Below are 25,129 nucleotides of genomic sequence, written 5' to 3'. Positions count from 1 at the left end.
GGAGGATAAATCATTATGGATTTGACAATTATTCAAATAATATTAGTTGTAATTATAGCGTTTTTAGCTGGTATTGAAGGCATTTTAGATGAATTTCAATTCCATCAACCGATCTTGGCTTGTACATTAATCGGTTTGGTGACAGGAAACTTAATCCCATGCCTTATCTTGGGTGGGACGCTCCAATTACTTGCTTTAGGATGGGCAAATATCGGAGCTGCTGTGGCACCAGATGCTGCCTTGGCCTCCGTTGCGTCTGCAATTATTCTTGTTTTAAGTGGTCGTGGGGAAGCTGGTGTGGATGCCGCAATTGCGATTGCTATTCCACTTGCAGTGGCTGGTTTATTACTTACGATTATTGTGCGTACAATCGCAACAGCTTTGGTCCATTTAATGGATAAAGCGGCTAAAGAAGGCAACATTAGAGCAATTGAATTTTGGCATGTTGTTGCAATTATTTTACAAGGGTTACGTATTGCGATTCCAGCAGCGCTAATTATGGCGATTGGTGCGGGTCCAGTGCGAGAGTTACTTCAAGCGATGCCAGATTGGTTAACCGACGGCTTAGCTGTTGGTGGGGGAATGGTTGTAGCCGTAGGTTTTGCGATGGTTATTAATATGATGGCAACAAAAGAAGTCTGGCCATTCTTTGCAATTGGTTTCGTGTTAGCAACGATTCCGTCGATTACCCTTTTAGGTTTTGGTGGTATCGGTGTAGCTCTTGCCCTTATATATTTGGCACTGTCTAAACAAGGTGGTTCAGGTAATGGCGGTGGTGGAAACACTGGTGATCCGTTAGGCGACATTATAGAAGACTATTAAAAGGAGGAGGAGATAACATGGCACAAGAAATGAAATTAACAAAAAGAGATCGCATTGCTATTTGGTGGCGTTCCACTTTTATTCAAGGTTCATGGAACTATGAACGTATGCAAAACGGTGGTTGGGCATACGCGATGATTCCTGCCATCAAGCGCTTATATAAATCAAAAGAAGACCGCGCAGCGGCACTAGAACGGCACTTAGAATTCTTTAATACCCACCCGTATGTGGCATCACCGATAATTGGTGTAACTTTAGCGTTAGAAGAAGAACGTTCAAGTGGTGTGCCAGTTGATGATGCGGCAATCCAAGGGGTAAAAGTCGGTATGATGGGTCCATTAGCCGGCATTGGGGATCCAACTTTTTGGTTTACCGTAAGACCCATTCTCGGCGCATTAGCAGCTTCACTTGCCTTAACAGGGAATATACTTGGTCCAATTCTTTATTTCGTTTTATGGAATCTTATTCGGATGGGATTCAAATGGTATACACAAGAACTTGGCTATAAAGCCGGTGCAAAAATTACTGATGACATGTCTGGCGGCTTGCTTCAAGATGTTACTAAAGGTGCATCGATCCTCGGGATGTTTGTTCTTGGTGCACTTGTTAACCGTTGGGTAAATGTAGCGTTTACCCCTGTTGTATCAAGAGTGCAACTTGACGAGGGTGCTTATATTGATTGGGATAGCTTACCTGCTGGAGCGGAAGGCATAAGAACGGCACTGGAACAGCAAGCAGCTGGTCTCTCGTTGTCCCAATATGATGTAACCACTTTGCAAGACAACTTAGATGGCTTTATTCCAGGTTTATCAGGGCTATTAATTACACTTCTTTGTATGTGGTTGTTAAGAAAGAAAGTTTCTCCAATTACGATGATTCTTGGCTTGTTCGTAGTCGGTATTGTCTTCCACGTCTTAGGAATTATGTAATACGGGTAATAATTGATTAATATTTTTTAAAAATAATACCTGTTGAATCACAATTGAGAAGTACCTCCTAGTATGATAGATGTCACCATTAGGAGGTGCTTTTTGATACGGTTAAATAGGAGAAATCATGTGATTGATGACACGTTTTTTTAAGTTTAAACGAAACAAAAACAGATCAAGATATTTTAGGAGGCCACAATGCTAACTATTGGTTATATTGGAAATGGAAAAAGCACGAACAGGTATCATTTTCCTTTTGTCCAGCAACGCGAACATATTAAAGTAAAAACGATTTACCGAAGAAGTCCTGAGCGTGATCAGTGGGATAAGGTGGAAGATGTGCATTATACAACGGATTTAGATGAACTGCTACAGGACAAGGAGATACAACTTATTGTCATTTGCACCAGATATGATAGTCATTACGATTACGCGAAGCAAGTTTTAGCACACGATAAACACTGCTTGGTTGAGAAGCCCTTTATGGAAACTTCAGCACAAGCGAAAGAGATCTTTGCATTGGCTAAGGAGAAGGGTTTAATTATTCAAGCCTATCAAAATAGACGTTTTGATAGTGATTTTCTAACCGTTCAAAAAGTGATTGAAGAGGGGAAAGTCGGAGAGTTGCTGGAAGTGGAGATGCACTATGATTACTATCGTCCCCATGTACCAGAGTCCGTCAATTCTTTCAATGCTGCTGCGTCATTTTTATATGAACACGGCTGTCATACACTCGACCAAGTCGTTAGTTATTTTGGCAAGCCAGATCATGTTCACTATGATGTAAGACAATTATTAGGACCAGGCCGGATGAATGATTACTTTGATTTAGACTTATATTACGGTAAATTAAAAGTATCAGTCAAATCGAGTTATTTTAGGCTGAAATCGAGACCTAGTTTTGTTGTTTACGGTACGAAGGGTTGTTTTGTAAAACAAACAAAAGACCGTCAGGAAGAACACTTAAAGTTATTCCACATGCCAGATCATGACGACTTTGGTGTAGATACGTTAGCCCATTATGGTGTATTGACCTCTATCGATCAAGAAGGAACGATCCATGAAGAAACGGTGAAATCGGTAGATGGTGATTATGGTAGAGTATATGATGATTTATATGAAGCAGTTATAAATGGAAAAGAGAAAACAATTACCGATCAAGAAACATTGTTGCAAATGGAGATGCTAGAGACGGGCGTTAAACACTTGAAGTAATAAGGTGATTAACACCAATAGATGCACTTAATATTGCTTGCTATGGTAAATAAAGTAGTAACTATAGCCTAACATCAGTGACGCACAATTAACGCCATCAGGAATAACTGATGGCGTTAATCGTTTTGGCAAAACTTTTTTTGGGGGATGCTATATTTTTAATTAAGATAACGTCATTTTACCCTGAATTAACTGATAGTGTTTGTTGAAAACATTCGGTAAAGTTTGCGTGTCATGTGTAACGAGGACAATGGTTTTATGGTGTTTTTGTCCAAATGACAATATAAATTTTAATATATCTAGAGCTAAATCTGGGTTTAAAGCAGAGGTCGGTTCATCTAATAGTAGCACATCAGGATCATTAATTAAGGCTCGTGCGATTGCAACGCGTTGTCTTTGTCCACCTGATAATTGACTGACACTTTTGTCTAGGATATCTTCAATTTTTAGTGTTTGTGCGATTTCACGGATCCGATGTCGTCGTTCTTTTCGTTTGTACTTTTTTGAATAATAGAGTGGTATAATGATATTTTCATAAGCTGATGCATGTTCAACTAATACGTAGTCCTGAAAAACAATCCCAAACATCTCATTTCGCAAAATAGCAAGTTGATTGTTATTGAGTTTTTTGACAGCTTGACCACGAATGGTATATTCTCCATCATATACTTTATCCAATAATCCAGTAATATTTAAAAATGTTGATTTTCCAGACCCAGATTCTCCGGAAATAACAAGAATGTCTCCTTTATTTAATTCAAAAGAACAATTCTCGAGCACATGAGTTTCTGATCGTGTATTTTTATGATAAACTTTTGACAGATTTTCTAAAGCAAGTAAACGCATGTCAATCCTCTCCTTTTAAGGTTATCGAAATATTTCTTTTCTTGAGTACGACATATAGTAGAAGTTCAAAGATGAAAAATATTAGTAATAGAGTAATAGAAATGATACCGAATATATCGTTCAGTTCAAACCCATTTAAAACGGACACCCCAAAAAGGCAAAGGACAATAAGCGTAATAATAAAGACAGAATTACGCACATAAATAGCTCTTAATGTCGCCCCAGCTATTAAGTGTATCGTATACTCTCGATAAAGTTTCTTGAATAGACTGACATACATAATGGTTAATGCTACAAGTAAGGCTACAATAACAAATGCAACGGCGGGAAAGACATAAAGTAAAATAAACCTCAGTTCATCATTTGGATAGTTGTTCGACTGCAATGTTAAAAAGCTATCCTCAAAGATGGCTTCAAACTCAGCTACTACTCCATTTTTCTTATCTAAGGCATTGAATTGTACATTGTCTACCAAGTCAAATATTTCTGAGCCATACGTGTTCTCCATCCATTTGTCCAAATGATTGGTGTTAAGTAGCACAATAACAACTTCATCTTCAAACAAAGATTCGAATATTCTGTCATCGAAACGGCTGATATCGGTTGATCCAATTTCAGTAGGTTCTGGGAAATCGAATGTCGTGAGTGTCTGACCAAGATCAGCCTTTGTAAAAATCTTAGCATATGTTGTTTGACTCATCTCTTCATCGTTATAGAGTAAGTTATTCAGGTCACTATCAATCACGATGATGGTAGTAAGGCCAATTTGACTTGTTAAGTATTCTGAATGGAAGAAGGAGCGTCCACCTTTATTTAGTAATTGATTTGCTTTACGAATAAGCTGGGAATTGGATGTCATATCATTAGAAGTAGGGATAACCGTGTACGCCTCTAATGATGTCGTGTCTATTGAACGTTGATCGAGCTCCCATATCAAAGCGAATGATGCAGACATAATGATCACACAAACCATCAACAGACAAGCCTCAAATATGAAAAACAACCGTCTGTGTTTAAATAAATCTTTAAAACCGAGCATCAATGCATCCATCATATTAAGATCTCCTTGTTAAGTTTCTGGTGCGTTTGTAATATAAGCTCAGATTAAGCGTTGTAAGGATTAAATTGCATAAAAGCATGAATACTTGTATTTTTAAAAAAATGTCAAAAGTCATATAATAAGCATTAATAAATTTAAAGTAGAAGAGGACTAAATAAGCTAAGCAGGAAAGGATTAAGCTAATGGCAGCTGTCACAGTGAATGTGAATATCAGCATCCTTTTAAAGTTGCCACCGACAATCCTACTGACACGGATGTATTTTGTATATCTATGAAAAAACAAGACTGACATTGAAACGTAAAGTGCAAATACTGAAAGGCTGGCTACCGTGAGAAATTGTTCATGTTTTCCACGGGAAAGGGAGTCTAAGAAGATGTTTACAGCTGAAAGCTTATAATCTTTATTGACGCTAGCAAATCCATGGTCGGTAAGCTTACTTTTAGCCATTATAACTTCTTCACTATCAGGTGAATCAATAAATACGCGCGCCACTTTAGTAAAATCAATGGAATAAATGTTTTGTACCATGTCAATGGTGCCTTCATCCCAAACCTCTGAATAGAGACAATTGATAACTTCGTCCAATTCATAACTGCTATTCATCGCTTTGACAGCTTCGACATCTACAAAATCACAAGTATTAACCGCGAATCCAATTGCCGCACCACTCATGTAATCTTCTTTGGAGAAGTATCTATAAATGTGTGGTGCAATGGCTTTGGTAGATTGGTTGTAAAATTTCATTTGAAGATCAAGTAATCCAACGACATGTGAATCGTTGATCTCTGCAATGACAACAAGCTGATCATAGTCGTTAAAATCAATGATGTCCTGTGCTTGAGTATCTGTTTTTTTAATTCTTGTTAATTCAACATAGTTTTGGCTAAGTTCATATGGCATAAGCTCTTCATTTATAATTGAGGCTACTGCATAATTTGCCGTAAACAAAAGACAAACATTCGTAAGTAAGGCTAGGCTAGCGTTATAAACAAACTATTTTTTTTAATTATCTTCATGGTAATCGAGATAAATGAAAGTAATAAAGTCACTTTAATAGTCTTAAATTCGAATGGCGCCAAAGTGTAGTAGTTTTAGCATTTACCATCAAACGATTGGTAAATAATATGAATACAAGTATTGAACAGCCACCTAGTTTTAATAAAGTGGTTACTTTCATTTTCCTTCTCTCCTCTTCTTTTAATCGCTTCATAATTTATTAAAGTGACTTCGTGTGTATAATTATACCGATAAATTCAAAAAAGTGGTTATAATTTTGAAAAAACTTCATCATTTTCAATTGTAATGTTTGAAATAGAGCTATTGACAAGAATCGATAAACTAGTAAACCACCAGTTATTAACTGGTGGTTTACAATCGCCATTTTTTATTTCTTATATACTTTAAATATCCTTACACCCCAAGCTTCAATTGACTGTTCTTGTCCAGATGCGCTATGTTGCTCAGACAGCAACTCGATCACTTCTTTACAAGGAAGCTTGAGGGTTCGTGTCTCGTTTGAATAATTAAAGTAAAAATAAATGTCATTACCGGCGGTGTTGCGACAACGCTTTATAATAATAGGGAAGTATTGGTTATGGCTATAATCGGTTACGTTAGCGTACTCAAGCACGCGTTGTAACAGGGCGCGTGTCGATGTTTGATTGATAAATGCGCCAACGTAGGTTGCTCGTCCCTCACCATAGCGATTGGTCGTAATGGCTGCGTACTTTTCCCAGTGTGGGTGGTGATAATAGGCTAATACTTCAGCGGTCTTTGGTGTAATCAGTTCCATCCAATCGGTTACATCCGTTATATCAGGCAATGCTAAGTCATTGCTCCGTAGCTGGACGTGTTTTGGCTCGACAAACGTATTGTAGTAAATGCCGCAAGCTTGAGCTATACCGCCGGGTTGTTCGCTATGGCGGACTTTGACGTGCTCGTCGGTAAAGCCAGTCTTAAATGTATAGAGGACATGTCCCCCTTGCTCAGTATACGCATTGAGTTGCTCAAGTAATCGTTGTGATGCTGTATATAGTGCGGGAACAATGATTAATTTATATTGGGAAAAATCATTCTCATTTGTTGCACTTAGCATGTCGCACTCGATATTTAATTTGTAAAGTTCATCGTAATAGCGACGGACAATATCGTTATAATTGACGTCGCTATTGAAACCTAGCTTAAACCATTCAAGGGCTGTTAATGCTTCGTTGCTAATTAGAAAGGCAACTTCATTTTGTTTTTTTAAGCCTGTAAGCACAGGAGATAAGCGCTTGAATGCTGAACCAATCGTCTCCGCTTCCTCGAAAATATAGTTTGGTTTAAAATCGTGAGACAGTAGGCCTTTCCAATAGGTTTCAAATGAATGATGAATCGAATGCCAATGCCAGTAAGATACCATCGCCGCTCCCGAGGCAATATGACTAAACGCTTGCAACTTTAATTGTCCGGGATATGGGGTCCAATGGGTAAACGCTTGTGCTTGTGTTTCAAGTACCAGGTAGTTTGTTTGCTTAGTTGAACGTGCCACATCGCCTCCGAAGGAAATTTCGATGCCTGTTAACTCATCCTGTGATGGATGATAAATATCCACACCTGTTATATCGAATGGTTCGGAAGCTTTAAAATGGTCGACATCAGGTTGGATGCCATATGAATAATTGCGCCATTCAAAGTCAAAATTCTGGGTAACAAATTGATCGCTTCGTTTGTAGACGTTAACAAGATCGACTTGCCACTTCAGAAAATCCGCCACGAGTTGCCGTTGGAATTTTTCAAAAGCTGTTCCTAAGCTACCATTAATCGTTCCAATTGTGCTTGTGAAATCCTCCCAAGCATTAATACGGTTGCTCCAATAAGCAAGACCAAATTTTTCATTTAGTTCATCTAAACTAGTGAATTGTTGTTTAAGGTATTTGATAAACTGGTGTTGAACATTTTCACCCGCTGTACCATAGTGCTTTGTTTCATTATCTGTTTGATAGCCAATCACGGCTGGATGGTCCTTGACATGAGCGACTAACTTACGAATGATGCGTTCAGCGTAAAACAAGTAAGTGGGGTTGGTGATATCCATGATTTGACGCGCACCATATTTTCCTTGACCTGTTTTTGTGACTGCCAAAACGTCAGGGTGAGCGCTAACCATCCACGTTGGAATGGCATAAGTAGGCGTTCCAACAATGACATCGATCTGGGCCTCATACATCGCATCTAAGACGCGATCAACTGATGAAAAGTCGAAAGACCCTGGTTGGGGTTCGTGGGTACTCCAGGTCGATTCCGCAATACGGACAACATTTATACCTGCTTTTTTCATTAACTGAATATCTGTTTGGAGGCGGTCATAAGGCATATATTCGTCATAATAGGCGACCCCATAGTATAGCTTGTTCATCATATTAGCTCCCTTTCTAAAAAGCGTGTTTACACACATTGTAACCCCTTACAATTAAAAGTTTATGTATTATTTTGTAGGTCAATATTGTAACATATTAATATAGTACAATATTGACCTGCAAAATAGTCAATAGAATCTTGGGAAGGATTAAGTAAAATATAATGTAAGCGCTTTATATAGGAGGGGATTTATATGACCATTCAATGGTATTCAACAACAAAGGACAAAGCTTGGGAACTTAGAAACGAGGATCATGGACAAACTGAACGAGTGAATTTAACAGTTACTGAAATAACCGCTCAAGAGGTTGGGCATTTTGGAGGTTGTTTTAATGAATTAGGTTTTAAAGCCTTATCAAAATTACCTCAAGAAAAACAGGATCAACTAATGTATGATCTGTTTCATCCTGAAGGGGACCATAAGTTTACGATGTGCCGTTTGCCAATTGGAGCAAGTGACTACGCGATGGAATGGTACAGCTTAAATGAAGTAGAAAATGATTATTCAATGGAACATTTTTCTATTGAACGTGACGAGAAATTTTTAATTCCATATATTAAAAAAGCACTTGCACAAAATCCGGATTTAAAATGCTTTGCCTCACCATGGAGTCCACCAACTTGGATGAAGTCACCGAAGGCTTATAATTATGGGACGTTAAGATGGGAAGAAGATATTTTAAACGCCTATGCCTTGTATTTTGTGAAATTTATTCAAGCGTATGAAAAAGAGGGAATTATGATTGATCATATTCATGTCCAGAATGAAGTTGTTGCAGACCAGAAGTTTCCTTCATGTGTTTGGACAGGTGAGCAGTTAAAAGTGTTCATTCGCGATTATTTAGGCCCCGCCTTTGAGAAATATAAAATTAAAACAGGCATATGGTTAGGTACAATTAATGCGCCTGAACCATTAGATGAGTTGATTCATAAGAAAACGTCCGATTATGATGTCTATGCCAACCTAGTTCTGAGTGATCCAGAAGCCTATAAGTATATTCAAGGTGTTGGTTATCAATGGGCAGGTAAGTATGCGCTACAACGCACGGTACAAAGTTACCCAGAATTAAAATATTCACAAACGGAAAATGAATGTGGCGACGGAGAGAACAGTTGGGGCTATGCTCGCTATGTTTTTAACCTCTATCATCACTATTTTTCTAACGGTGTAAACAATTATTTCTATTGGAATATGATTTTGGAACCAAATGGTGAGAGTACATGGGGATGGAAACAAAATAGTATGTTAACCATAGACCCAGTCAAGCAGGACTATAAGCCTAATCCTGAATATTATGTGATGAAGCATTTCTCGCATGTGATTCAACCCGGTGCAAAGCGGTTAATGCTAACTGGGCCATGGGCGGGTAACGCATTAGCATTTGTGAATCCCAATGGGGAGATCGTTGTCATCATATCGAATCCATTTCAAGATCATCGTCCATTGCATTTAATGATAGCGAATCGCCCATATCAATTTGAGTTAAAAGCAGAATCATTTAATACGATTGTATATAAAGGATTGTAAGTCATAATCAGAACTTAGGTTGTTCGGACTGGAAAGGTCGCAATCTAAGTTTTGTCTGTTTCCACTGTTTTTCAGTGCAAAAGCACATGAGGTTTTTCATCACAAGAAGCTGGATAACAGGTGAAGGGGCTGATAGATTTGGATGTCTTGAATAAGTCATATTTAGTAAACAACTTCAAGCAAAAACTGCATTATCGTATTTTCTTTTTTGGTTCACTGTTTTTCATCATTTTAATTGCGATTATTGCAATAGCATTCTATACAATATCATCGCGAGAGATTCGAAATGAAATGTTAGACGTGAATTTAGCTAGTATGGATACAGCAACGAATTATTTTGAAGAACAGATGGCGAGGTATGATGAAATTTTGTATTCAATGCTGTTTGATGAGCAGTTTATTTCCAGTTTGACAGATCGTGGGAATGAACGATTGAATTTTGCAGCACAAAATTATATTGAATCTAAAATGATCAATATCCACAATCTAAATACAGAAGTGATTCAAGGTGTTGAAGTCTATACCTATTGGAATCAGCGCCATGTTTTTTTGGCAACTGATCGTTATATTAACTATGACTATATCCCAAATCAAGATGTCATTCATCAAGCGATTCAATTTCATGATAGTGGTTTTATGTTAACGCGAGAGGTTAATGATTTCCATACAAGAGAGCGAATCGCTTTAGTATCCATTGTTTTGGATTGGTCTATAATGGACACCGCCTTTGACCTCCTTGCTACTAACACTGATTATGTGTTCATTACCGATCGACAAGGCGATCTTGTTTATTCAAATACGGATCAAACCGCCAGCCTATTAGCTAATCACACCGATTTAATGGTGAACGCTACTCAGGGCACCCACCATTATAATGTTGATCGCTTCCACCTCTTTACGAGCGTAATCGATGACTACATGCAAGTCAACAAAGTGGTTGAAGAGACAAGCGTATTTAGATTTAGTCAATCATTGTTGGAAGTTAGTATGGTCATCGGTTTTTCATCGATAGGCCTTTATCTCATTTTTATCACTTATTTTTATTGTTCTGTAATTAAACCGATTAAGGCACTGGCCAATAATATGAGAGAAATTGAGCAAGGGGATTGGTCACTTGATCATCAGCCATATCAATTTAGAAAAGATGAGATAGGCGTACTTAATAATAATTTTATTAAGATGATTAATCAAATTAAATATCTTATTGAAACACAATATCGCAGTGAGTTGGCAAAAAAAGATGCTCAGTTTAAAATGTTACAGAACAAAATCAATCCCCACTTCTTGCATAACACGTTACAAACAATCGGGAATAGTGCACTACAGGAGGATGGTGCTACCGTGTATCGCTTGATTGAGGCATTGGGAGCGATGTTTAAATATACCCTTCGAACAGAGGGCTGTAGTGTAACGTTAGCTGAGGAAGTCCGACACATTGAATATTATCTATTTATTCAACAGGAACGTTTCAAAGATCGCTTAGCTATAGATTTATACATTGATGAAGCGATCAAGGATGCGCAGGTTCCGATCTTAATGCTTCAACCTTTAATTGAAAATGTTTTTCAGCATGGATTTGCTTATAAGCAAGATAATTGGCACGTGTTTATATCAGCAGAGAAAGTATTTGATGATGTAGAGATTCGAATCATAGATAATGGTATGGGTGTAACAGAGCAACGGTTCGCTGAACTCCAAGCAGAGTTGGAAAAGAATGATGAGCAAGATGTTAATCATTATTACCATATTGGCTTAAAAAATGTAAATGCTCGGATTAAATATATGTATGGACATGATTATGGTTTGTTTATTAAAAGTGATTTTAAAAAAGGATTTGAGATTGAGATTCGATTACCCATTGTAAGGGAGGCGAGATAGTAATGACGTATAAAGTAATTATTGTCGATGACGAGCCAACTACGATCGCAACAATTAAGCAGTTGGGTCAGTGGGATGTTTATAATATGGAAGTAGTCGGTATGTTTGATGATGCCCAACACGTTATTCAACATCTAGAGCGTCATCAAGTTGATCTTATTATTACAGATATGGAGATGCCAGGTTTGTCAGGGGTCGAGTTGCTTAACTATTTAAAAGAGAGTCAGATTTCTACACAGACATTAGTTATTAGTGGTTATGATCACTTTGACTATGTTAAGCAAGCGATTCAGGCACAATCTATTGATTATTTATTAAAGCCAATTAACAAACATGAATTAAATCAAGCTTTAGAACATGTTGAAATTGAATTAGCACGTTCTTTAACAAATAACCAATGGCTTCAAGATATAGATGCGAAAAAAATGCAGCGTCTCAAGGATATTGTGTTCAATGTTAGAGCGCGATTTGAAAACAATCATTTAGACCAGATTGATCAGCTTATTGCGTATTCCCTTGCGGATCAAGGTGAAGCAATCTACCGCGACAAGCCACTTCTCAATAAATTTTTAAGAGAGTTAAATAAATCGATTGAAGATATTTTATACACTTATAACTTAAGATTGGATCAGTTATCGATTAGTTATTTAAATCGAATAGATGCACAATCAGATTTGGCTGCATTGACTAAAATTTATCATGACATCTTTGCCATGCTGATAGATAAGAAACTCGAAATCGGCAATAATGCTTTAAATTTAATCGATGTAAGGGATTATATTGATCGAAACTACAGTGATGCAGATATATCATTAAGTAAAATTGCTGATGAATTTCATGTGACGAGAGAGTATTTAAGCCGGGTATTTAAACAAAGATATGGTAACAATTTAACAGAATATATTATTGAATTAAAGATGAAGAAGGCGGAAGCATTAATCGTTAACGATGCAGTCAAGATTAAGCATGCGGCAGAACAAGTTGGCTATGGCGACCTCTCTTATTTTTACCGTGTATGGAAAAAGTATTTTCGGTGTACCCCTAAAGAATTAATAATGTCCAAAAAAGCAAATCAAGATAATCAATAATAATCTGTACTTAATACCCTTATAATGAAAGCGCATTCAAATAAAGAAAGGGGAATAAGTGATGAAAAAGTTATTCATGATTCTATCTGTAATGACCACCCTTGTCTTAATCGTTGCATGTGGAAACGATGCAGACACTTCAGAAACTACAGATGAGGGTGCGAATGCTTCAGATGATGTGGAATTAAAAGTATTTATTGATCAACCGCGATTTAAAACGTACTATGAGGACTTTTTAGATGGCTTTACTGAGTATTACGAAGAGGAAAACGGCATAACCGTTCGATTCCAACTTGAAATGCCGGGTCCAAATGAAGCAGCTCAAATTTTACAAACGCGCCTGTCTTCAAATGATAGCCCCGATGTTTTTACGCTACATGCTTTAAACAATATACCTGTCTATGATAACGCTGGTTACTTAGAAGATTTGTCTGATTTGCCATTTGTAGAAAATTTATTGGATGCGCCATTAAATGCGGTAACGAGAGATGAGAAAGTTTTAGCCGCACCTTTAGAAACAATATATTGGGGTTATTTGTATAATGTTGATATTTTTGAAGCTTATGATTTAGAGGTGCCAGAAACGATCAGTGAGATGGAAACGGTCGTGGAAACGTTAAATGAAAATGATGTGACACCGTTCATTCGCTCATTCCAGGAACGTAACATTCCACAATTATTTTTACCATTAGTAGTAGGAGCGCTTGCAGAAACAGAAAAACCGGATTTCTTTGAGCGGATGGATAATAATGATGCATCACTAAAGGAATTTGAAGGTTTCTTCGACATGATGGACATTCAGAATCAGCACGGAACAGATCGACCGTTTGAAATTGATGGTGCACAAGGTAGTAACATGTTTGCCAATGAAGAAGCTGCTATGTGGGTGCAAGGGCCATGGTATGCAGAGTCTATTCTAGCTTCAAATGAAGCGCTTAATTTTAGAGTGGCACCCTTACCTATTAATGATAATCCAGAAGCAACATTAATTAATGCAAGTGTATCAACATCGCTAGCTGTATCTAAGGACAGTGATCATAAAGATATAGCAAAGGATCTAGTGAACTATTTCTTAGAAAGTGAAGCTTCAAATGACTTATTCCAAGACTTACTCTTTAATCCAGTCTCGACTAATCATGACTTCGAACCTTTTCCATGGTTAGATGAAGCAATGGAATACGTGGAGGCAGGACGATCTTATCAAGATCCACCAATACCTAATGCGGTTAAATCAGAATCAGAGCGCGTTTTCCAAACCTATTTAGCAGGTTCAGACAGTCAAGATGATGTATTAGAAGCGTTAGATCGGACATGGGAACAATCATTAGCGTTAGATTAAAGTGAAAAAAGTTAATAGGCAACTTTATACTGTTGCCTATTAACTTTTAAATAGCGAAGGAGGTTATTGATATGGATACAGAGCTTGCAACTGTAAAAACCAAATCCAACACGTTTCGATTTAATAAAGCTAAAAAGAAAAAGTGCTTATCTTTTTTAATGTTTTTAACACCAGCCTTTTTATTTTATGCATTGTTCATGCTAATCCCTTTGATTGGTGCAGTGTATTATAGCTTTACTAATTGGAATGCGGCTTCACAAGTGACACGGTTTGTTGGATTATCAAATTATATTGAAGCTTTTACAAACGATCCTTATTTTAAAGAATCGATGTTATTGACAATTAAGTATACATCAATTGTCGTCATTGTTCAGAACGTCTTAGCTTTGTTGATTGCTTTATTAATTGAATATCGAAATAGAACGCGAAATTTATTTCGCACCGTATTTTTTATGCCGAACATGGTTAGCTTGATCATCAGTGCCTTTATGTGGTCGTTTATTTTCACTATTGTCTTACCTCAGCTTTCGGAGTATGGGTTGTCTCTTCTGGATCAGGGCTGGCTTGGCAATCCAGACGTTGCTTTCTATTCAATTATTATCGTGGCGATTTGGCGAGGAACCGGTTATATGATGATTATATATATCGCTGCCTTGCAAGGTGTACCTGTTCACTTAAAAGAAGCAGCTATTATAGATGGCGCCTCTTCATTTCAAAATTTTATCCATGTTACGATACCCATGATTATGCACGCGATAACAATATGTGTATTTTTAACTTTAAATGAAGCTTTTAAAGTCTTCGATGTGGTTTATGGATTAACGGGAGGCGGACCAGGGCGTAGTACACAAGTTGTGGCTTTGAATATATTTGAAGAAGCTTTTTCTGGTAATTTTAGATATGGTTATGCGAATGCGAAGTCAATGATTTTATTTGTCATTATACTCATAATCACTATTGTTCAAGTGTATGTAATGCGAGGGAAGGAGGTAGAATCATGAAAAAAAACAGATTATCTTCAATTTTTAACATGGTCATATTGATCGCATTTGGTGCAATCTCACTTTTTCCTATCTATATGGTCGTCATCAACTCATTTAAAAGCCAAGATCAAATATTTAACAGTGTCTTGCAACTCCCAACAACATTACATTTTACCAACTATACTGAAGCATTTTCACAAATCAATATTGCCCAAGCACTATGGAATTCGCTTACTGTTACAGGGATTGGGATTGCTGGCATTGTCTTATTTGGCTCCATGGCAGGCTACAAATTGGCCCGCACACCAGGGAAGTTAAGTCAGATCATTTTTCTCTTCTTTATGTCGTCCATGCTGATTCCCTTTCACTCCATTATGATCACGTTAACTCGCATGGCAAACATGATTGGTATTCAAGGATCAACGGTAGGGTTAGGGCTTATTTATATTGGTTTAGGGGTGAGCATGTCGATTTTCCTCACAACAGGCTTTGTCAAAACAATTCCGAAAGAATTAGAAGAAGCTGCCAAAATAGATGGAGCAAATGAAATGCAAACATTTATTAAGGTGATTCTTCCGCTTTTATCGCCAATACTTGTTACGATTGGGATTTTAAATTTACTGTGGATTTGGAATGATTTTTTATTACCTCTTCTTATGTTAACAAATGTTAATGATTACACGATTATTTTATCTGTGAATACATTGTTCGGTGAATACAATAACGACTGGCCGAAGATCTTAGCATCATTGGTCATTACAACAATTCCACTCATTACTGCCTATGTCTTTTTGCAAAAATATATTTTAGACGGTATTGCTGAAGGGGCAGTAAAGGGCTAAGTCGATAAATAAGAGAGGAGAAGCGGGTGATGGAAACTGTTTATAAGTTTTGTGTTTATTTTATTAAATTCTTTAGCTTAAGTGTTAAATGGCTAGTTGCCACATTACCTGTTTGGTTCATTTTGTCTCATTTGTTAATGGCTAATTCTGTTGACAGGCCTTTCTTTATTTTAACTTTGCTCTTCCTTCTAGCCTTCAGTTTGATTCCGGCAACCATTGCTCTTTTTTCGGTTGTTAGACACTGGGTCATTCATAATCAGCAAGATAGTATTGAGCAAGGGTATTTTTACTATTTGAAAAAGACATATAAACAGAGCTTAGTCATCGGTCTATTTATCACAATTGCTACAGGGATATTAATCGTTGACATTGTTTATTTTAGCGAAAATCAAATGGCCTTGTTTTATTTGTTTTTGTTTGTTGCCTTTGCTTTTGCACTCTATGCTCTTTGCTTATTGATAACGTTTGTTCATTATGACTTTAAGTTAAACGCGTACTTTAAAAAAGCGCTTTTGCTTTTATTGCATTTGAAATTTAGTGTGCGCGTTATTCTATTGACGGCGATATTCATCATAATTGGTTGGTACAGCGGGATTTTTTATCTCGCTTTCTTGAGTAGTCTATACAGTTACTTGTTGTTTGCCTTATTCTATCGTATTTATTTAACAAGTATGCACTTAACTCGTTAAAGTAAGTAATAGATCAAAGCACAAGGAGGAGACGCATTGTTTTTAGTCATTGATATAGGTGGAACGTATTTAAAATATGGATTAGCGACCATTGATGGTAAGATTGTGCAAAATAGTAAACTGAAAACACCAAAAGCAAACTATCAGGCGCTTATTGAGCAGATTGTAGCGATTTACAATGGTCTAAATGTACAAATTAAAGGGTTAGCAATAAGTGCGCCAGGAACGGTGGATACGAAAGAGGGACAGATTTTTTATGGTGGCGCATTGCCATATCTTCATAAGCAAAATATGAAAAACGATCTAGCTGATCGTTTATCTATTCATGTGTCGATTGAGAACGACGGTAAATGTGCTGCCTTAGCTGAGTACTGGAAAGGGGCAACAGCCGGTTATTCAAATAGTATCGTACTCGTACTTGGTACGGGCGTTGGTGGAGGAATTATTGTTAATGATAGATTACTAAGAGGTGCACACTTGGGGGCAGGTGAACTAAGTTTTGTTGTGGATCGCTTTCCTTACAAACAGAAAAGGGCACGAATGGTTGGCCGTTCTTGTTCTGCCACCCAAATGGTTAATCAAATTGCCATGCAAAAGGGGTTGCCCGAAAATGCTGGTGAACGGGTGTTTGATTATATTAATAAGGGTGATCATGAAGCACTTGAATCGTTTAAAATCTACTGCAGTCATATTGCTGTTCAAATCCTTAATTTACAATATATTCTCGATCCAAATATTATTGCGATTGGCGGCGGAATTAGTGAACAATCAATATTAATTGATGAAATCATTAAACAAATTGAAGTGGTCAAGCAAGCATCTGAGTTCTCGATGGCAAATCCAAAAGTGACACCATGTAAGTTTAAAAACAATGCTAATTTGGTTGGAGCATTATATCAACATCTCCTTGAATATCAAGGATTAGTGATGTCGTAAAACAGTTGAATACACTTAGGTGAAGTCTTTGAAGTATTGAAATAAAAAGACTTGTAGCTTTATCACAGATAATCGACGGAAAAACGCCGCCACAAAATAGTGAACAGAGCTCATCTATTTAGCGGGAGTTAACGGACGCGAATGTGATGATTTTTTCAACAACCAATCAGTGGACGAAGAACGAAAACGCCCACTGATATGAAGGTTCCTTTTATAATAATAGTTAAAAAGATCTGACTTTATCATAGTTTTTATGAAAAAAATGTATTTATAGTTATATGCTATGATCTCAAACGAAAAAAGAAACCGAGCTGATTCGGTTTCTTTTCATTTTAATTTTTCTTATCAATAGTATAGAACCTAAACAATTTGGTCAGCAAGTTCGATAAACGATTCGACATCTTTTACCATTAACTGTATCCCGTTTGTCCAAAACGTTTGATCAGTTAAGTCGACGTCTAAGTGTTTTTTCGCTAAATCTTCTACCGTCATTGCACCAGTATCTTTAAGTAAAGCAATATACTTTGCTTCAAATTCGTTAGGGTTTTCTAAATATTTAGCATATACCCCTAGGCTGAATAAAAAACCAAACGTATAGGGGAAGTTATAAAACGGTATATCATCAATAAAAAAGTGCAGTTTACTGCACCAAAAGTGTGGGTGGTAACTAGAAAGTGTATCACCGAAAGCTTCTTTTTGTGCATTGATCATTAATTCGTTTAAGCGTTCTGTCGACACAATACCTGCCGTCCGCTCTTTATAAAAGGCATCTTCAAATAAGAAACGAGCATGAATGTTCATAAACATGGCTGTTGCATTCTCTAACTTTGTATTTAAAAGTGCTAATTTCTCTTGTTTTGATTTTGCTTGTTGTACGGTTGCATTGGCAATAATCGTTTCCGCAAAGGTACTTGCTGTTTCAGCTACATTCATGGCATAGTGCCGATTCAAGTAGGGGGCGTCCTTTAAGACATGACTGTGGAAAGCATGTCCTAATTCATGTGCAAGTGTGCTTGTGTCTGATGAAGAACCAGTAAAAGTCATGAAAATTCGAGATTCATTAAATTCAGGCAGGTTTGCACAATATCCCCCCGGTCTTTTATGAGGACGGTCTTCAGCTTCAACCCATTGGTTGGTCAAAGCGTGTTTTGCAAAATCGGTCAACTCAGGACCGAAAGAGCTAAAATGCTCAATGATGAAGTCGCACGCTTGATCATAGCTAAACGCTTTTGTTTGATAATCATCGAGAGCTAATGGGGCTTCAACATCTTGCCAGCCCAATTCCTCCATACCGAAAAGCTCAGCTTTTTTGTTAAGAAAATCAATAAATGGTTGCTTGTGCTTGGAAATAGCTTGCCACATCGCTTCTAAAGTTGCTTTTGTCATGCGATTATATTCTAAAGGTTCTTCTAAATGTTCCTTATAATCATGCTTATTCTGTAGTGTAATGCGGTAGCCGTCTAGGTGATTGATTATATCTGTAAAAATGGGTGCCTGCTTTTGCCAAGCACTTTCCCAATTATTGAACAATTGTTGTCTGACTGCTGGATCAGGGTCAGCATACATCCGATTCATTGCTTGACCGATTGAGAGCATCTTTGTATCACCTTGCTTGTCGGTAAATGGAATCGTCATCGTTGATACAACCGTTCCATAAATGTCACTCCATCCAGATAAGCCATCTTTATGTAATTCTGCTATCAACGCTTCTTCGGCCTCTGAACGTAAGCGAGCCCCTTTATTGCGTAATTCATTTAATGGAAATGCGATTTCTGTTAGTTTATTATCTGATAAAAGTGTATGCCAATCTGGTGCTGGAATGGCAACTACCTTCTTGGTAAACTGATTTAAAAGTTTTTTAAATTCACTGTATTGTGTCATGACTTGGCCCTTGACTACACTGGCATGGGTATCATCGGTATAAGCATCGTGGCACATATTAATAAATGTAGCCACTTGTCCTAGAGCTTTTTCAATGGCTTCTTGTTGTGTCAGTAAGTCAATAAACACATCTGTATGAGGTGTGGTGTTCTTCCAATTGTGAAGTGAAGTTTGATAGTTATTAATTAGTTGACTAACACCCTCTAATTTAGTTTGGAGCGTAGCTGACTTTGTTCCTCCAACAAATATGCTATCAAGATTCCACGTATCAATATATTTCTTGGCCACAAAATCCGTCCTTTCAATAGGTAAATTTAATATGTTCAATCGTTTTCAACGTTATGATAAACCTGCTGCACGTCTTCTAAGTCTTCTAATGCATCAAGGAGCTTTTCAAATTGAATGAAGTCATCACCGCTTAAGTGAAGCTCGTTTTGCGGAAGCATTGTTAATTCTGCGACAGTAAAATCCTGAATACCTTGTTGCTTTAATGCTTCTTGCACGGCATGGAATTGATCAGGTTCAGCATAAATAATCACGGCGCTATCTTCTTCAATTAAATCACGGACATCGACATCCGCTTCCATTAACATTTCTAAGATGTCGTCAACAGTGTGGTTTTCAACGCCCAGTACCGCGGTAGCATCAAACATGTAAGCGGCTGAACCACTTGCCCCCATGTTACCTCCATTTTTGTTAAAAGCCGTACGTACTTCTGCAGCGGTACGGTTAACATTGTTCGTTAACGTATCAACGATCACCATTGATCCATTGGGCCCGAATCCTTCATACCGCAATTCATCATAATTTTCGTCACCGCCACCCTTTGCTTTCTCAATCGCACGGTCAATAATGTGTTTGGGAACACTATATGTTTTTGCGCGTTCGAGAACAAATTTTAACGCTTGATTTGATTCAGGGTTTGGCTCGCCTTGTTTGGCTGCTACATAAATTTCTCGACCGAATTTGGCATAAATACGACTTGTATTTTTGTCTTTGTTGGCTTTCTTTTCTTTAATATTGTTCCATTTACGTCCCATTGTTCAAACCCACTTTCTATTTATAATTTGATTAGATTTCTTTGCTTTTCTATTATACACGATTTTGATGGATCTGGAATGAAATAGGTGATGGTTCTTAAGATTTAATGTGTGGTTATACAGTATTATTTTAGTTTTGTTCAATGAGAGATCGCCACTTTTATTAATAAGTACCTATCTTTTTGTCTAGGTTTATTAGAGGTGAAGAATTTTAATAAAGCTATGAAATGAAAAAATTAACAGGCAAAGCATTGATAATTTAAGTAGAAAACATTAAAATACAAGTATGTCAGTGGTTTGATGAGTGTATATAAGTTATTTATAACATATCATTCTGTCCATAAATCGCCCACTGAATGGAGGATCATATACGTTCAAGCTAGTGGAAAGTATTAATGAGCAAATCAATTAACAAAATTTATTAAAATGTGGAGTGGAGTTATGATAGCTGTGCTTGAGAGGTTACCAGATGAAAGAAATCGAGATTATGCTTATCGTGTTATTAAAAATGCAATAATGTCACTTGAACTGAAACCAGGTCAAATCATAAGTGAAGTTGAAATTGCCAAAAGACTTGATGTATCACGTACCCCGATACGAGAAGTTATAGCAAGATTAAAAGAGGAAAATTTAGTAGAGGTGAAGCCTCAAGTAGGAACATATGTAACTAGAATTAAACCACAGTTGGTGGAGGAAGCGGTGTTTACTCGGGTTACCTTGGAAAAAGAGATATTAAAGTTATCTTGTGAGCACTTTCCAGATGATATTCTATTTGAATTAAGGCAAAATGTTTTGAAGCAAGAAAAGCTCCTAAAACAAAATAAGTCACACCAACAATTCCATGAATTGGACAAGCAGTTCCATTACATGATTTTTAAAGCGAATAAAAAAGAAAATGTATGGTTTGCTGTAACAAGACTAAGTACTCACTATAATCGAATTCGTTTATTATCAGAGTTAGAATTTAGTTTTGAAGATGCAGTTATTCAACATAAAAGAATTATAGACGTGATTGAAACAAAAGCCGTAAATCAAGTCCAATTAATTATAAATGAACATATATTGGAACCCATGAAAGTTTGGAAAGATCTTTATCAAGAAGATAGTCCGTTTTCAGATTACTTTGAGCGAGCCGTTTCAACTTCTGTCTTTAATTTAAATTAATTGAAATCTATTTAAAGAATAACTAGTAGTACATCTGCGACAGATAACCGCTCGTAAAAGGATCGGCTCTAATTAAAGTTTTTTATATTGGGTTTCTTCTAAGTATTGATTAATGTTTTTAATTGTACTACAAGCTTAGTCTGTGACAAAAATATCTTTAAATGACATACAATTTTTGAGCGTTCATCGAATAGATGCAACGCTCTTTTTTTGTTTTTATAAATAAACGATACAGATTGACAACGAGATTCATTTTTTACGCAGATGCTAATTATGAAATGAATTTAGTAAAAAAAATAAAGAATATTGTAAAAAACAATTGAAATTTGTATATTGGGATGCTAGTATACAAGTATAGAACGATGAAGTGGGGTGAAAAATCATTGCAAAAGTATAAAATATTGAGATCTATTCATCAAAACTATCTCGTTGCTGTTATAAGAGGAGACACAAAGTCTGAAGCCGTCAAAATAGCTGAGAAAGCTTATGAAGGGGGGATCTTTACTTTAGAAATTACTTTTTCTACACCACATGCCGATCAAGCTATTAAAGAGCTTTCCGCATTGAGTGATGAACGTGTAATTGTTGGTGCGGGAACAGTATTAGATGCAGAGACAGCGAGAATTGCCATCTTGAATGGGGCGAAATATGTTGTAAGTCCGCACTTAGATCCAGCGATAGCAACAATTTGTAACCGTTATTCTATCCCGTATTTACCTGGTTGTGGGTCTGTTACAGAAATAGTGACAGCGTTATCAGTGGGAGTTGATATTGTAAAGCTGTTTCCGGGCAGTCAATTTGGACCGAGTTTTATAAATGATATTAAGGGGCCACTTCCGAATGTTGAACTAATGCCTTCAGGAGGAGTGAATATGACCAATCTACAAGAGTGGTTTAATAAGGGTGCATTTGCAATAGGTGTTGGAAGCGCTTTAACAAAGCGTGTAACGGAAAGTGGGTATGAATCGATTACAGAAATATCAAAATCATTCACACAAGAACTGGCGCGGATTAGGGGGAGCTGATATGAAAAATATTGTAACGTTTGGCGAAATTTTACTCCGTCTAACGACACCAGGGTTCAAGACGATCAAACAGTCGCAATCGTTTGATGGCGTATTTGGTGGGGGTGAGGCTAATGTAGCAATGGCGCTTGCTCAATATGGTTTTAATGTAAATTTTGTAACAAAGGTTCCTAAACATGCCTTAGGTAGGTCTGCCATGCAATTTCTTAATTATTTCGGTGTAAACACAGATCATGTCGTATATGATGAGCAACGATTGGGCGTCTATTTTTTAGAAAAAGGTTATTCTATTAGACCGACACGTGTGATTTATGACCGTGAACAATCTAGTTTTGCCTGTTCGAAAATTAATGACTATGACTTCGATATCATCTTTGAAAATGTCGATTGGTTCCACTTAGGTGGTATCACACCTGCTTTGTCTGAGGAATTGTTTGAGATTAGTCTAGTAGCTTTAGAGATAGCCCAAAAGAAAGGCGTAAAAACGAGTTGTGACTTGAATTATCGGAAATCACTTTGGTCATTTAAATCGGCTCGAGCAAAAATGTCCATACTAATGAAAAATATTGATGTTTGCTTTGGGATTGAACCACTCGAGTTACCAACATACGATGACCAAGATTATAAAGATAGATGTGAAAAGCCCTTTTCTGAGGAAGAGATAAAAAAAATTATGTCCCAATTAAAAGAAATGTATCAATTTACCCAAATTGTTCATACCTTCCGGACAGAGAAATCAGTCAATCAGAACGAAATTAGTGCTATCGTAATGGACGATCAAGGCTTTTTTAAATCAAAAACAGTTGATGTTCAGATTGTTGATCGAGTAGGGACAGGAGATGCTTTTGCCGCTGGTATGATTTATGGCTTACTTCAATTTGATTCCATGCAAAAAACAATAGATTTTGCTACGGCAAGTTTTGCATTAAAACATACCATTGAAGGAGATGCGAACATTTTAGATTTAAGTGACATACTGCATTTTATGAACGCAGACCACCCCTTATCTATTATTCGCTAAACCACTTAAACAAGGAGGTCTTGACTGTGAAGGGATTTATTAATGATACGTTTATGCTGAAAAATGAAACCGCTAAAACATTGTATGGTTATATAAAGGACCTTCCTATTATTGATTATCATTGCCATTTATCGCCGAAAGATATTGCTGAAAATCGCCAATTCAAAAATCTTACAGAAATTTGGCTTGAAGGTGATCATTACAAATGGAGAGCGATGCGTGCAAATGGTGTTGATGAGCACTATATTACTGGAGATGCAAGCGCTAAAGATAAGTTTAGAGCTTGGGCTCAAACTGTACCAAATACCCTTGGGAATCCATTGTATCACTGGACGCATTTAGAGCTTAAGAAGTACTTCGATATCAATGTTTTATTGGATGAACAGAATTGGGAAGACGTTTGGTCAATGGCAAATGAAAAACTAGCACAGTTGGATTTCTCTGTACAAAAATTAATTGAACGTTCAAATGTTGAAAGCATTTGTACAACGGATTCGCCTGTCGATCAATTAGACTATCATAAGCAGATTAAAGCACAGGATAACTTTAACGTTACGGTGTTACCAACTTTTCGTCCTGATGATGGCATGGAGATAACCAAACCAATATTCCGTCATTTTATTGATAAACTATCTACTATTACTAATCGTTCGATTCGAACGTATCGAAGTTATATTGAAGCTTTAGAAGAAAGAATCGATTACTTCGATGAGATGGGCTGTAAGCTCTCGGATCATGGGTTAGCTAAAGTCCCTTTTTCAAGTTTTACAGATGTAGAGATTGAAGCTATTTTTCAAAAAGCTCTGGCAGGGGAAGGCATCTCAACCAAGGAAGAGCTCAAGTTTAAAACAGCAATGATGGTTGCGCTTGCGCGGAAATATAAAGAGAGCGGCTGGACGATGCAACTTCATTTTGGAGCGATTAGAAACAATAATACGAAAATGTTTAAAAGAGTCGGTAAAGATGCCGGATTTGACTCTATTTCTGATCAATCTGATCTTGGTGCTTCACTAAATGGGTTGTTGGATCAATGTGAGAAAAACGATGGCTTGCCGCAAACCATTTTGTATAACCTAAATCCTATCTATAACAACCTTGTAGGTAGCGCCATCCAGAACTTTCAAACGGAACCAGGCATAAAGATGAAAGTCCAACTTGGATCAGGGTGGTGGTTTAATGACACAAGACAAGGGATGGAGAGACAGCTAGCGACATTAGCTGATCAGGGCTTATTAATGCACTTTGTCGGTATGTTAACGGACTCACGTAGCTTCCTTTCATTTAGTAGGCATGAGTACTTTCGACGCGTACTTGCTAATTTAATTGGACAGTGGGTGGAGGAAGGTGAACTTCCAAATAATGAAAGTCTACTCAAGAGATTAGTCACTAATATAAGCTACTATAATGCAAAAAGATATTTTAAAAGCGATTAGGGGGGATTTT

General features: G+C 37.0%; 21 protein-coding genes. 15 read left to right on the top strand and 6 right to left on the bottom strand.

Annotated elements, in window-relative coordinates; all coding sequences use genetic code 11:
- Positions 1–21 precede the first annotated feature (21 nt).
- From B494_RS0105495 to B494_RS0105485, 3 genes are all read left to right on the top strand, one after another.
- On the top strand, positions 22–822 hold the full coding sequence (locus tag B494_RS0105495) for a mannose/fructose/sorbose family PTS transporter subunit IIC (RefSeq protein WP_241211407.1): 801 nt from the start codon (positions 22–24) through the stop codon (positions 820–822).
- A 17-nt stretch (positions 823–839) separates the two neighbouring features.
- On the top strand, positions 840–1,751 hold the full coding sequence (locus B494_RS0105490; RefSeq protein WP_017471372.1) for a PTS system mannose/fructose/sorbose family transporter subunit IID: 912 nt from the start codon (positions 840–842) through the stop codon (positions 1,749–1,751).
- Positions 1,752–1,949: 198 nt separating this feature from the next.
- Complete coding sequence (locus B494_RS0105485; protein WP_017471371.1) at positions 1,950–2,966, top strand: Gfo/Idh/MocA family oxidoreductase; 1,017 nt, start codon at positions 1,950–1,952, stop codon at positions 2,964–2,966.
- 162 nt (positions 2,967–3,128) lie between these two features.
- Here the strand turns inward: B494_RS0105485 and B494_RS0105480 are convergent, their stop codons facing one another.
- The 4 genes from B494_RS0105480 to B494_RS0105465 all read right to left on the bottom strand — a co-directional run bounded on the left by B494_RS0105480 (position 3,129) and on the right by B494_RS0105465 (position 8,270).
- Entirely contained in the window at positions 3,129–3,812 is a 684-nt protein-coding gene (locus B494_RS0105480) for an ABC transporter ATP-binding protein (RefSeq protein ID WP_017471370.1), read from the bottom strand.
- 1 nt (position 3,813) lies between these two features.
- Positions 3,814–4,866, bottom strand: a complete 1,053-nt coding sequence (locus tag B494_RS0105475) for a hypothetical protein (RefSeq protein ID WP_017471369.1) — start codon at positions 4,864–4,866, stop codon at positions 3,814–3,816.
- Between the two features lies 1 nt (position 4,867).
- Positions 4,868–5,821, bottom strand: coding sequence for a hypothetical protein (locus B494_RS0105470; RefSeq protein WP_017471368.1), 954 nt, complete (start codon positions 5,819–5,821; stop codon positions 4,868–4,870).
- Positions 5,822–6,257: 436 nt separating this feature from the next.
- On the bottom strand, positions 6,258–8,270 hold the full coding sequence (locus B494_RS0105465; RefSeq protein ID WP_017471367.1) for a beta-galactosidase: 2,013 nt from the start codon (positions 8,268–8,270) through the stop codon (positions 6,258–6,260).
- Between the two features lie 195 nt (positions 8,271–8,465).
- Between B494_RS0105465 and B494_RS0105460 the strand changes: the two genes are divergently transcribed.
- The 8 genes from B494_RS0105460 (at position 8,466) to B494_RS0105425 (ending at position 17,555) form a co-directional block, all read left to right on the top strand.
- Positions 8,466–9,800 carry a glycoside hydrolase family 30 protein gene (locus B494_RS0105460; RefSeq protein WP_017471366.1) on the top strand — a complete coding sequence of 445 codons (1,335 nt, stop codon included), beginning with the start codon at positions 8,466–8,468 and terminating at the stop codon, positions 9,798–9,800.
- 138 nt (positions 9,801–9,938) lie between these two features.
- Positions 9,939–11,678 (top strand): sensor histidine kinase, encoded by a 1,740-nt coding sequence (locus tag B494_RS0105455; RefSeq protein WP_017471365.1) that lies wholly within the window; start codon positions 9,939–9,941, stop codon positions 11,676–11,678.
- Between the two features lie 2 nt (positions 11,679–11,680).
- Entirely contained in the window at positions 11,681–12,766 is a 1,086-nt protein-coding gene (locus tag B494_RS0105450; RefSeq protein WP_017471364.1) for a response regulator, read from the top strand.
- Positions 12,767–12,827: 61 nt separating this feature from the next.
- Entirely contained in the window at positions 12,828–14,105 is a 1,278-nt protein-coding gene (locus tag B494_RS0105445; RefSeq protein WP_017471363.1) for an ABC transporter substrate-binding protein, read from the top strand.
- Positions 14,106–14,263: 158 nt separating this feature from the next.
- The gene (locus B494_RS0105440; protein WP_051128221.1) at positions 14,264–15,106 is read left to right on the top strand and encodes a carbohydrate ABC transporter permease; all 843 of its coding nucleotides are present in this window, start codon (positions 14,264–14,266) and stop codon (positions 15,104–15,106) included.
- Positions 15,103–15,930, top strand: coding sequence for a carbohydrate ABC transporter permease (locus tag B494_RS0105435; RefSeq protein ID WP_017471361.1), 828 nt, complete (start codon positions 15,103–15,105; stop codon positions 15,928–15,930). Before B494_RS0105440 ends, B494_RS0105435 begins: the two co-directional genes overlap by 4 nt.
- Before the next feature lie 29 nt (positions 15,931–15,959).
- Positions 15,960–16,619, top strand: coding sequence for a DUF624 domain-containing protein (locus B494_RS0105430; RefSeq protein ID WP_017471360.1), 660 nt, complete (start codon positions 15,960–15,962; stop codon positions 16,617–16,619).
- 36 nt (positions 16,620–16,655) lie between these two features.
- Positions 16,656–17,555, top strand: coding sequence for an ROK family protein (locus B494_RS0105425; RefSeq protein WP_017471359.1), 900 nt, complete (start codon positions 16,656–16,658; stop codon positions 17,553–17,555).
- Between the two features lie 360 nt (positions 17,556–17,915).
- Here the strand turns inward: B494_RS0105425 and B494_RS0105420 are convergent, their stop codons facing one another.
- The gene (locus tag B494_RS0105420; protein WP_017471358.1) at positions 17,916–19,724 is read right to left on the bottom strand and encodes a M3 family oligoendopeptidase; all 1,809 of its coding nucleotides are present in this window, start codon (positions 19,722–19,724) and stop codon (positions 17,916–17,918) included.
- Positions 19,725–19,759: 35 nt separating this feature from the next.
- Positions 19,760–20,476: a YebC/PmpR family DNA-binding transcriptional regulator gene (locus B494_RS0105415; protein WP_017471357.1), complete on the bottom strand. Its 717-nt coding sequence runs from the start codon at positions 20,474–20,476 to the stop codon at positions 19,760–19,762.
- A 441-nt stretch (positions 20,477–20,917) separates the two neighbouring features.
- Between B494_RS0105415 and B494_RS0105410 the strand changes: the two genes are divergently transcribed.
- The 4 genes from B494_RS0105410 to uxaC all read left to right on the top strand — a co-directional run bounded on the left by B494_RS0105410 (position 20,918) and on the right by uxaC (position 25,119).
- Positions 20,918–21,640 (top strand): GntR family transcriptional regulator, encoded by a 723-nt coding sequence (locus B494_RS0105410; RefSeq protein ID WP_017471356.1) that lies wholly within the window; start codon positions 20,918–20,920, stop codon positions 21,638–21,640.
- Positions 21,641–22,023: 383 nt separating this feature from the next.
- Complete coding sequence (locus B494_RS0105405) at positions 22,024–22,665, top strand: bifunctional 2-keto-4-hydroxyglutarate aldolase/2-keto-3-deoxy-6-phosphogluconate aldolase (protein WP_017471355.1); 642 nt, start codon at positions 22,024–22,026, stop codon at positions 22,663–22,665.
- A gap of 1 nt (position 22,666) precedes the next feature.
- On the top strand, positions 22,667–23,686 hold the full coding sequence (locus B494_RS0105400) for a sugar kinase (protein WP_017471354.1): 1,020 nt from the start codon (positions 22,667–22,669) through the stop codon (positions 23,684–23,686).
- 26 nt (positions 23,687–23,712) lie between these two features.
- Positions 23,713–25,119 (top strand): glucuronate isomerase, encoded by a 1,407-nt coding sequence (uxaC, locus tag B494_RS0105395; protein ID WP_017471353.1) that lies wholly within the window; start codon positions 23,713–23,715, stop codon positions 25,117–25,119.
- Positions 25,120–25,129: the final 10 nt, after the last annotated feature.

Source organism: Amphibacillus jilinensis Y1, assembly GCF_000306965.1.
Classification (GTDB): Bacteria; Bacillota; Bacilli; order Bacillales; family Amphibacillaceae; genus Amphibacillus_C; species Amphibacillus_C jilinensis.
The sequence above is the reverse complement of the archived record's forward strand: the minus strand, read 5'-3'. Positions and strand labels throughout refer to the sequence as shown.

Coding starts and splice junctions, on each gene's coding strand:
- B494_RS0105465 (WP_017471367.1), bottom strand. CDS start 8,270: ATGAACAAGCTATACTATGGGGTCGCCTATTATGACGAATATATGCCT.
- B494_RS0105415 (WP_017471357.1), bottom strand. CDS start 20,476: ATGGGACGTAAATGGAACAATATTAAAGAAAAGAAAGCCAACAAAGAC.
- B494_RS0105445 (WP_017471363.1), top strand. CDS start 12,828: ATGAAAAAGTTATTCATGATTCTATCTGTAATGACCACCCTTGTCTTA.
- B494_RS0105485 (WP_017471371.1), top strand. CDS start 1,950: ATGCTAACTATTGGTTATATTGGAAATGGAAAAAGCACGAACAGGTAT.
- B494_RS0105475 (WP_017471369.1), bottom strand. CDS start 4,866: ATGATGGATGCATTGATGCTCGGTTTTAAAGATTTATTTAAACACAGA.
- B494_RS0105435 (WP_017471361.1), top strand. CDS start 15,103: ATGAAAAAAAACAGATTATCTTCAATTTTTAACATGGTCATATTGATC.
- B494_RS0105480 (WP_017471370.1), bottom strand. CDS start 3,812: ATGCGTTTACTTGCTTTAGAAAATCTGTCAAAAGTTTATCATAAAAAT.
- B494_RS0105400 (WP_017471354.1), top strand. CDS start 22,667: ATGAAAAATATTGTAACGTTTGGCGAAATTTTACTCCGTCTAACGACA.
- B494_RS0105450 (WP_017471364.1), top strand. CDS start 11,681: ATGACGTATAAAGTAATTATTGTCGATGACGAGCCAACTACGATCGCA.
- B494_RS0105410 (WP_017471356.1), top strand. CDS start 20,918: ATGATAGCTGTGCTTGAGAGGTTACCAGATGAAAGAAATCGAGATTAT.
- B494_RS0105490 (WP_017471372.1), top strand. CDS start 840: ATGGCACAAGAAATGAAATTAACAAAAAGAGATCGCATTGCTATTTGG.
- B494_RS0105430 (WP_017471360.1), top strand. CDS start 15,960: ATGGAAACTGTTTATAAGTTTTGTGTTTATTTTATTAAATTCTTTAGC.
- B494_RS0105460 (WP_017471366.1), top strand. CDS start 8,466: ATGACCATTCAATGGTATTCAACAACAAAGGACAAAGCTTGGGAACTT.
- B494_RS0105440 (WP_051128221.1), top strand. CDS start 14,264: ATGTTTTTAACACCAGCCTTTTTATTTTATGCATTGTTCATGCTAATC.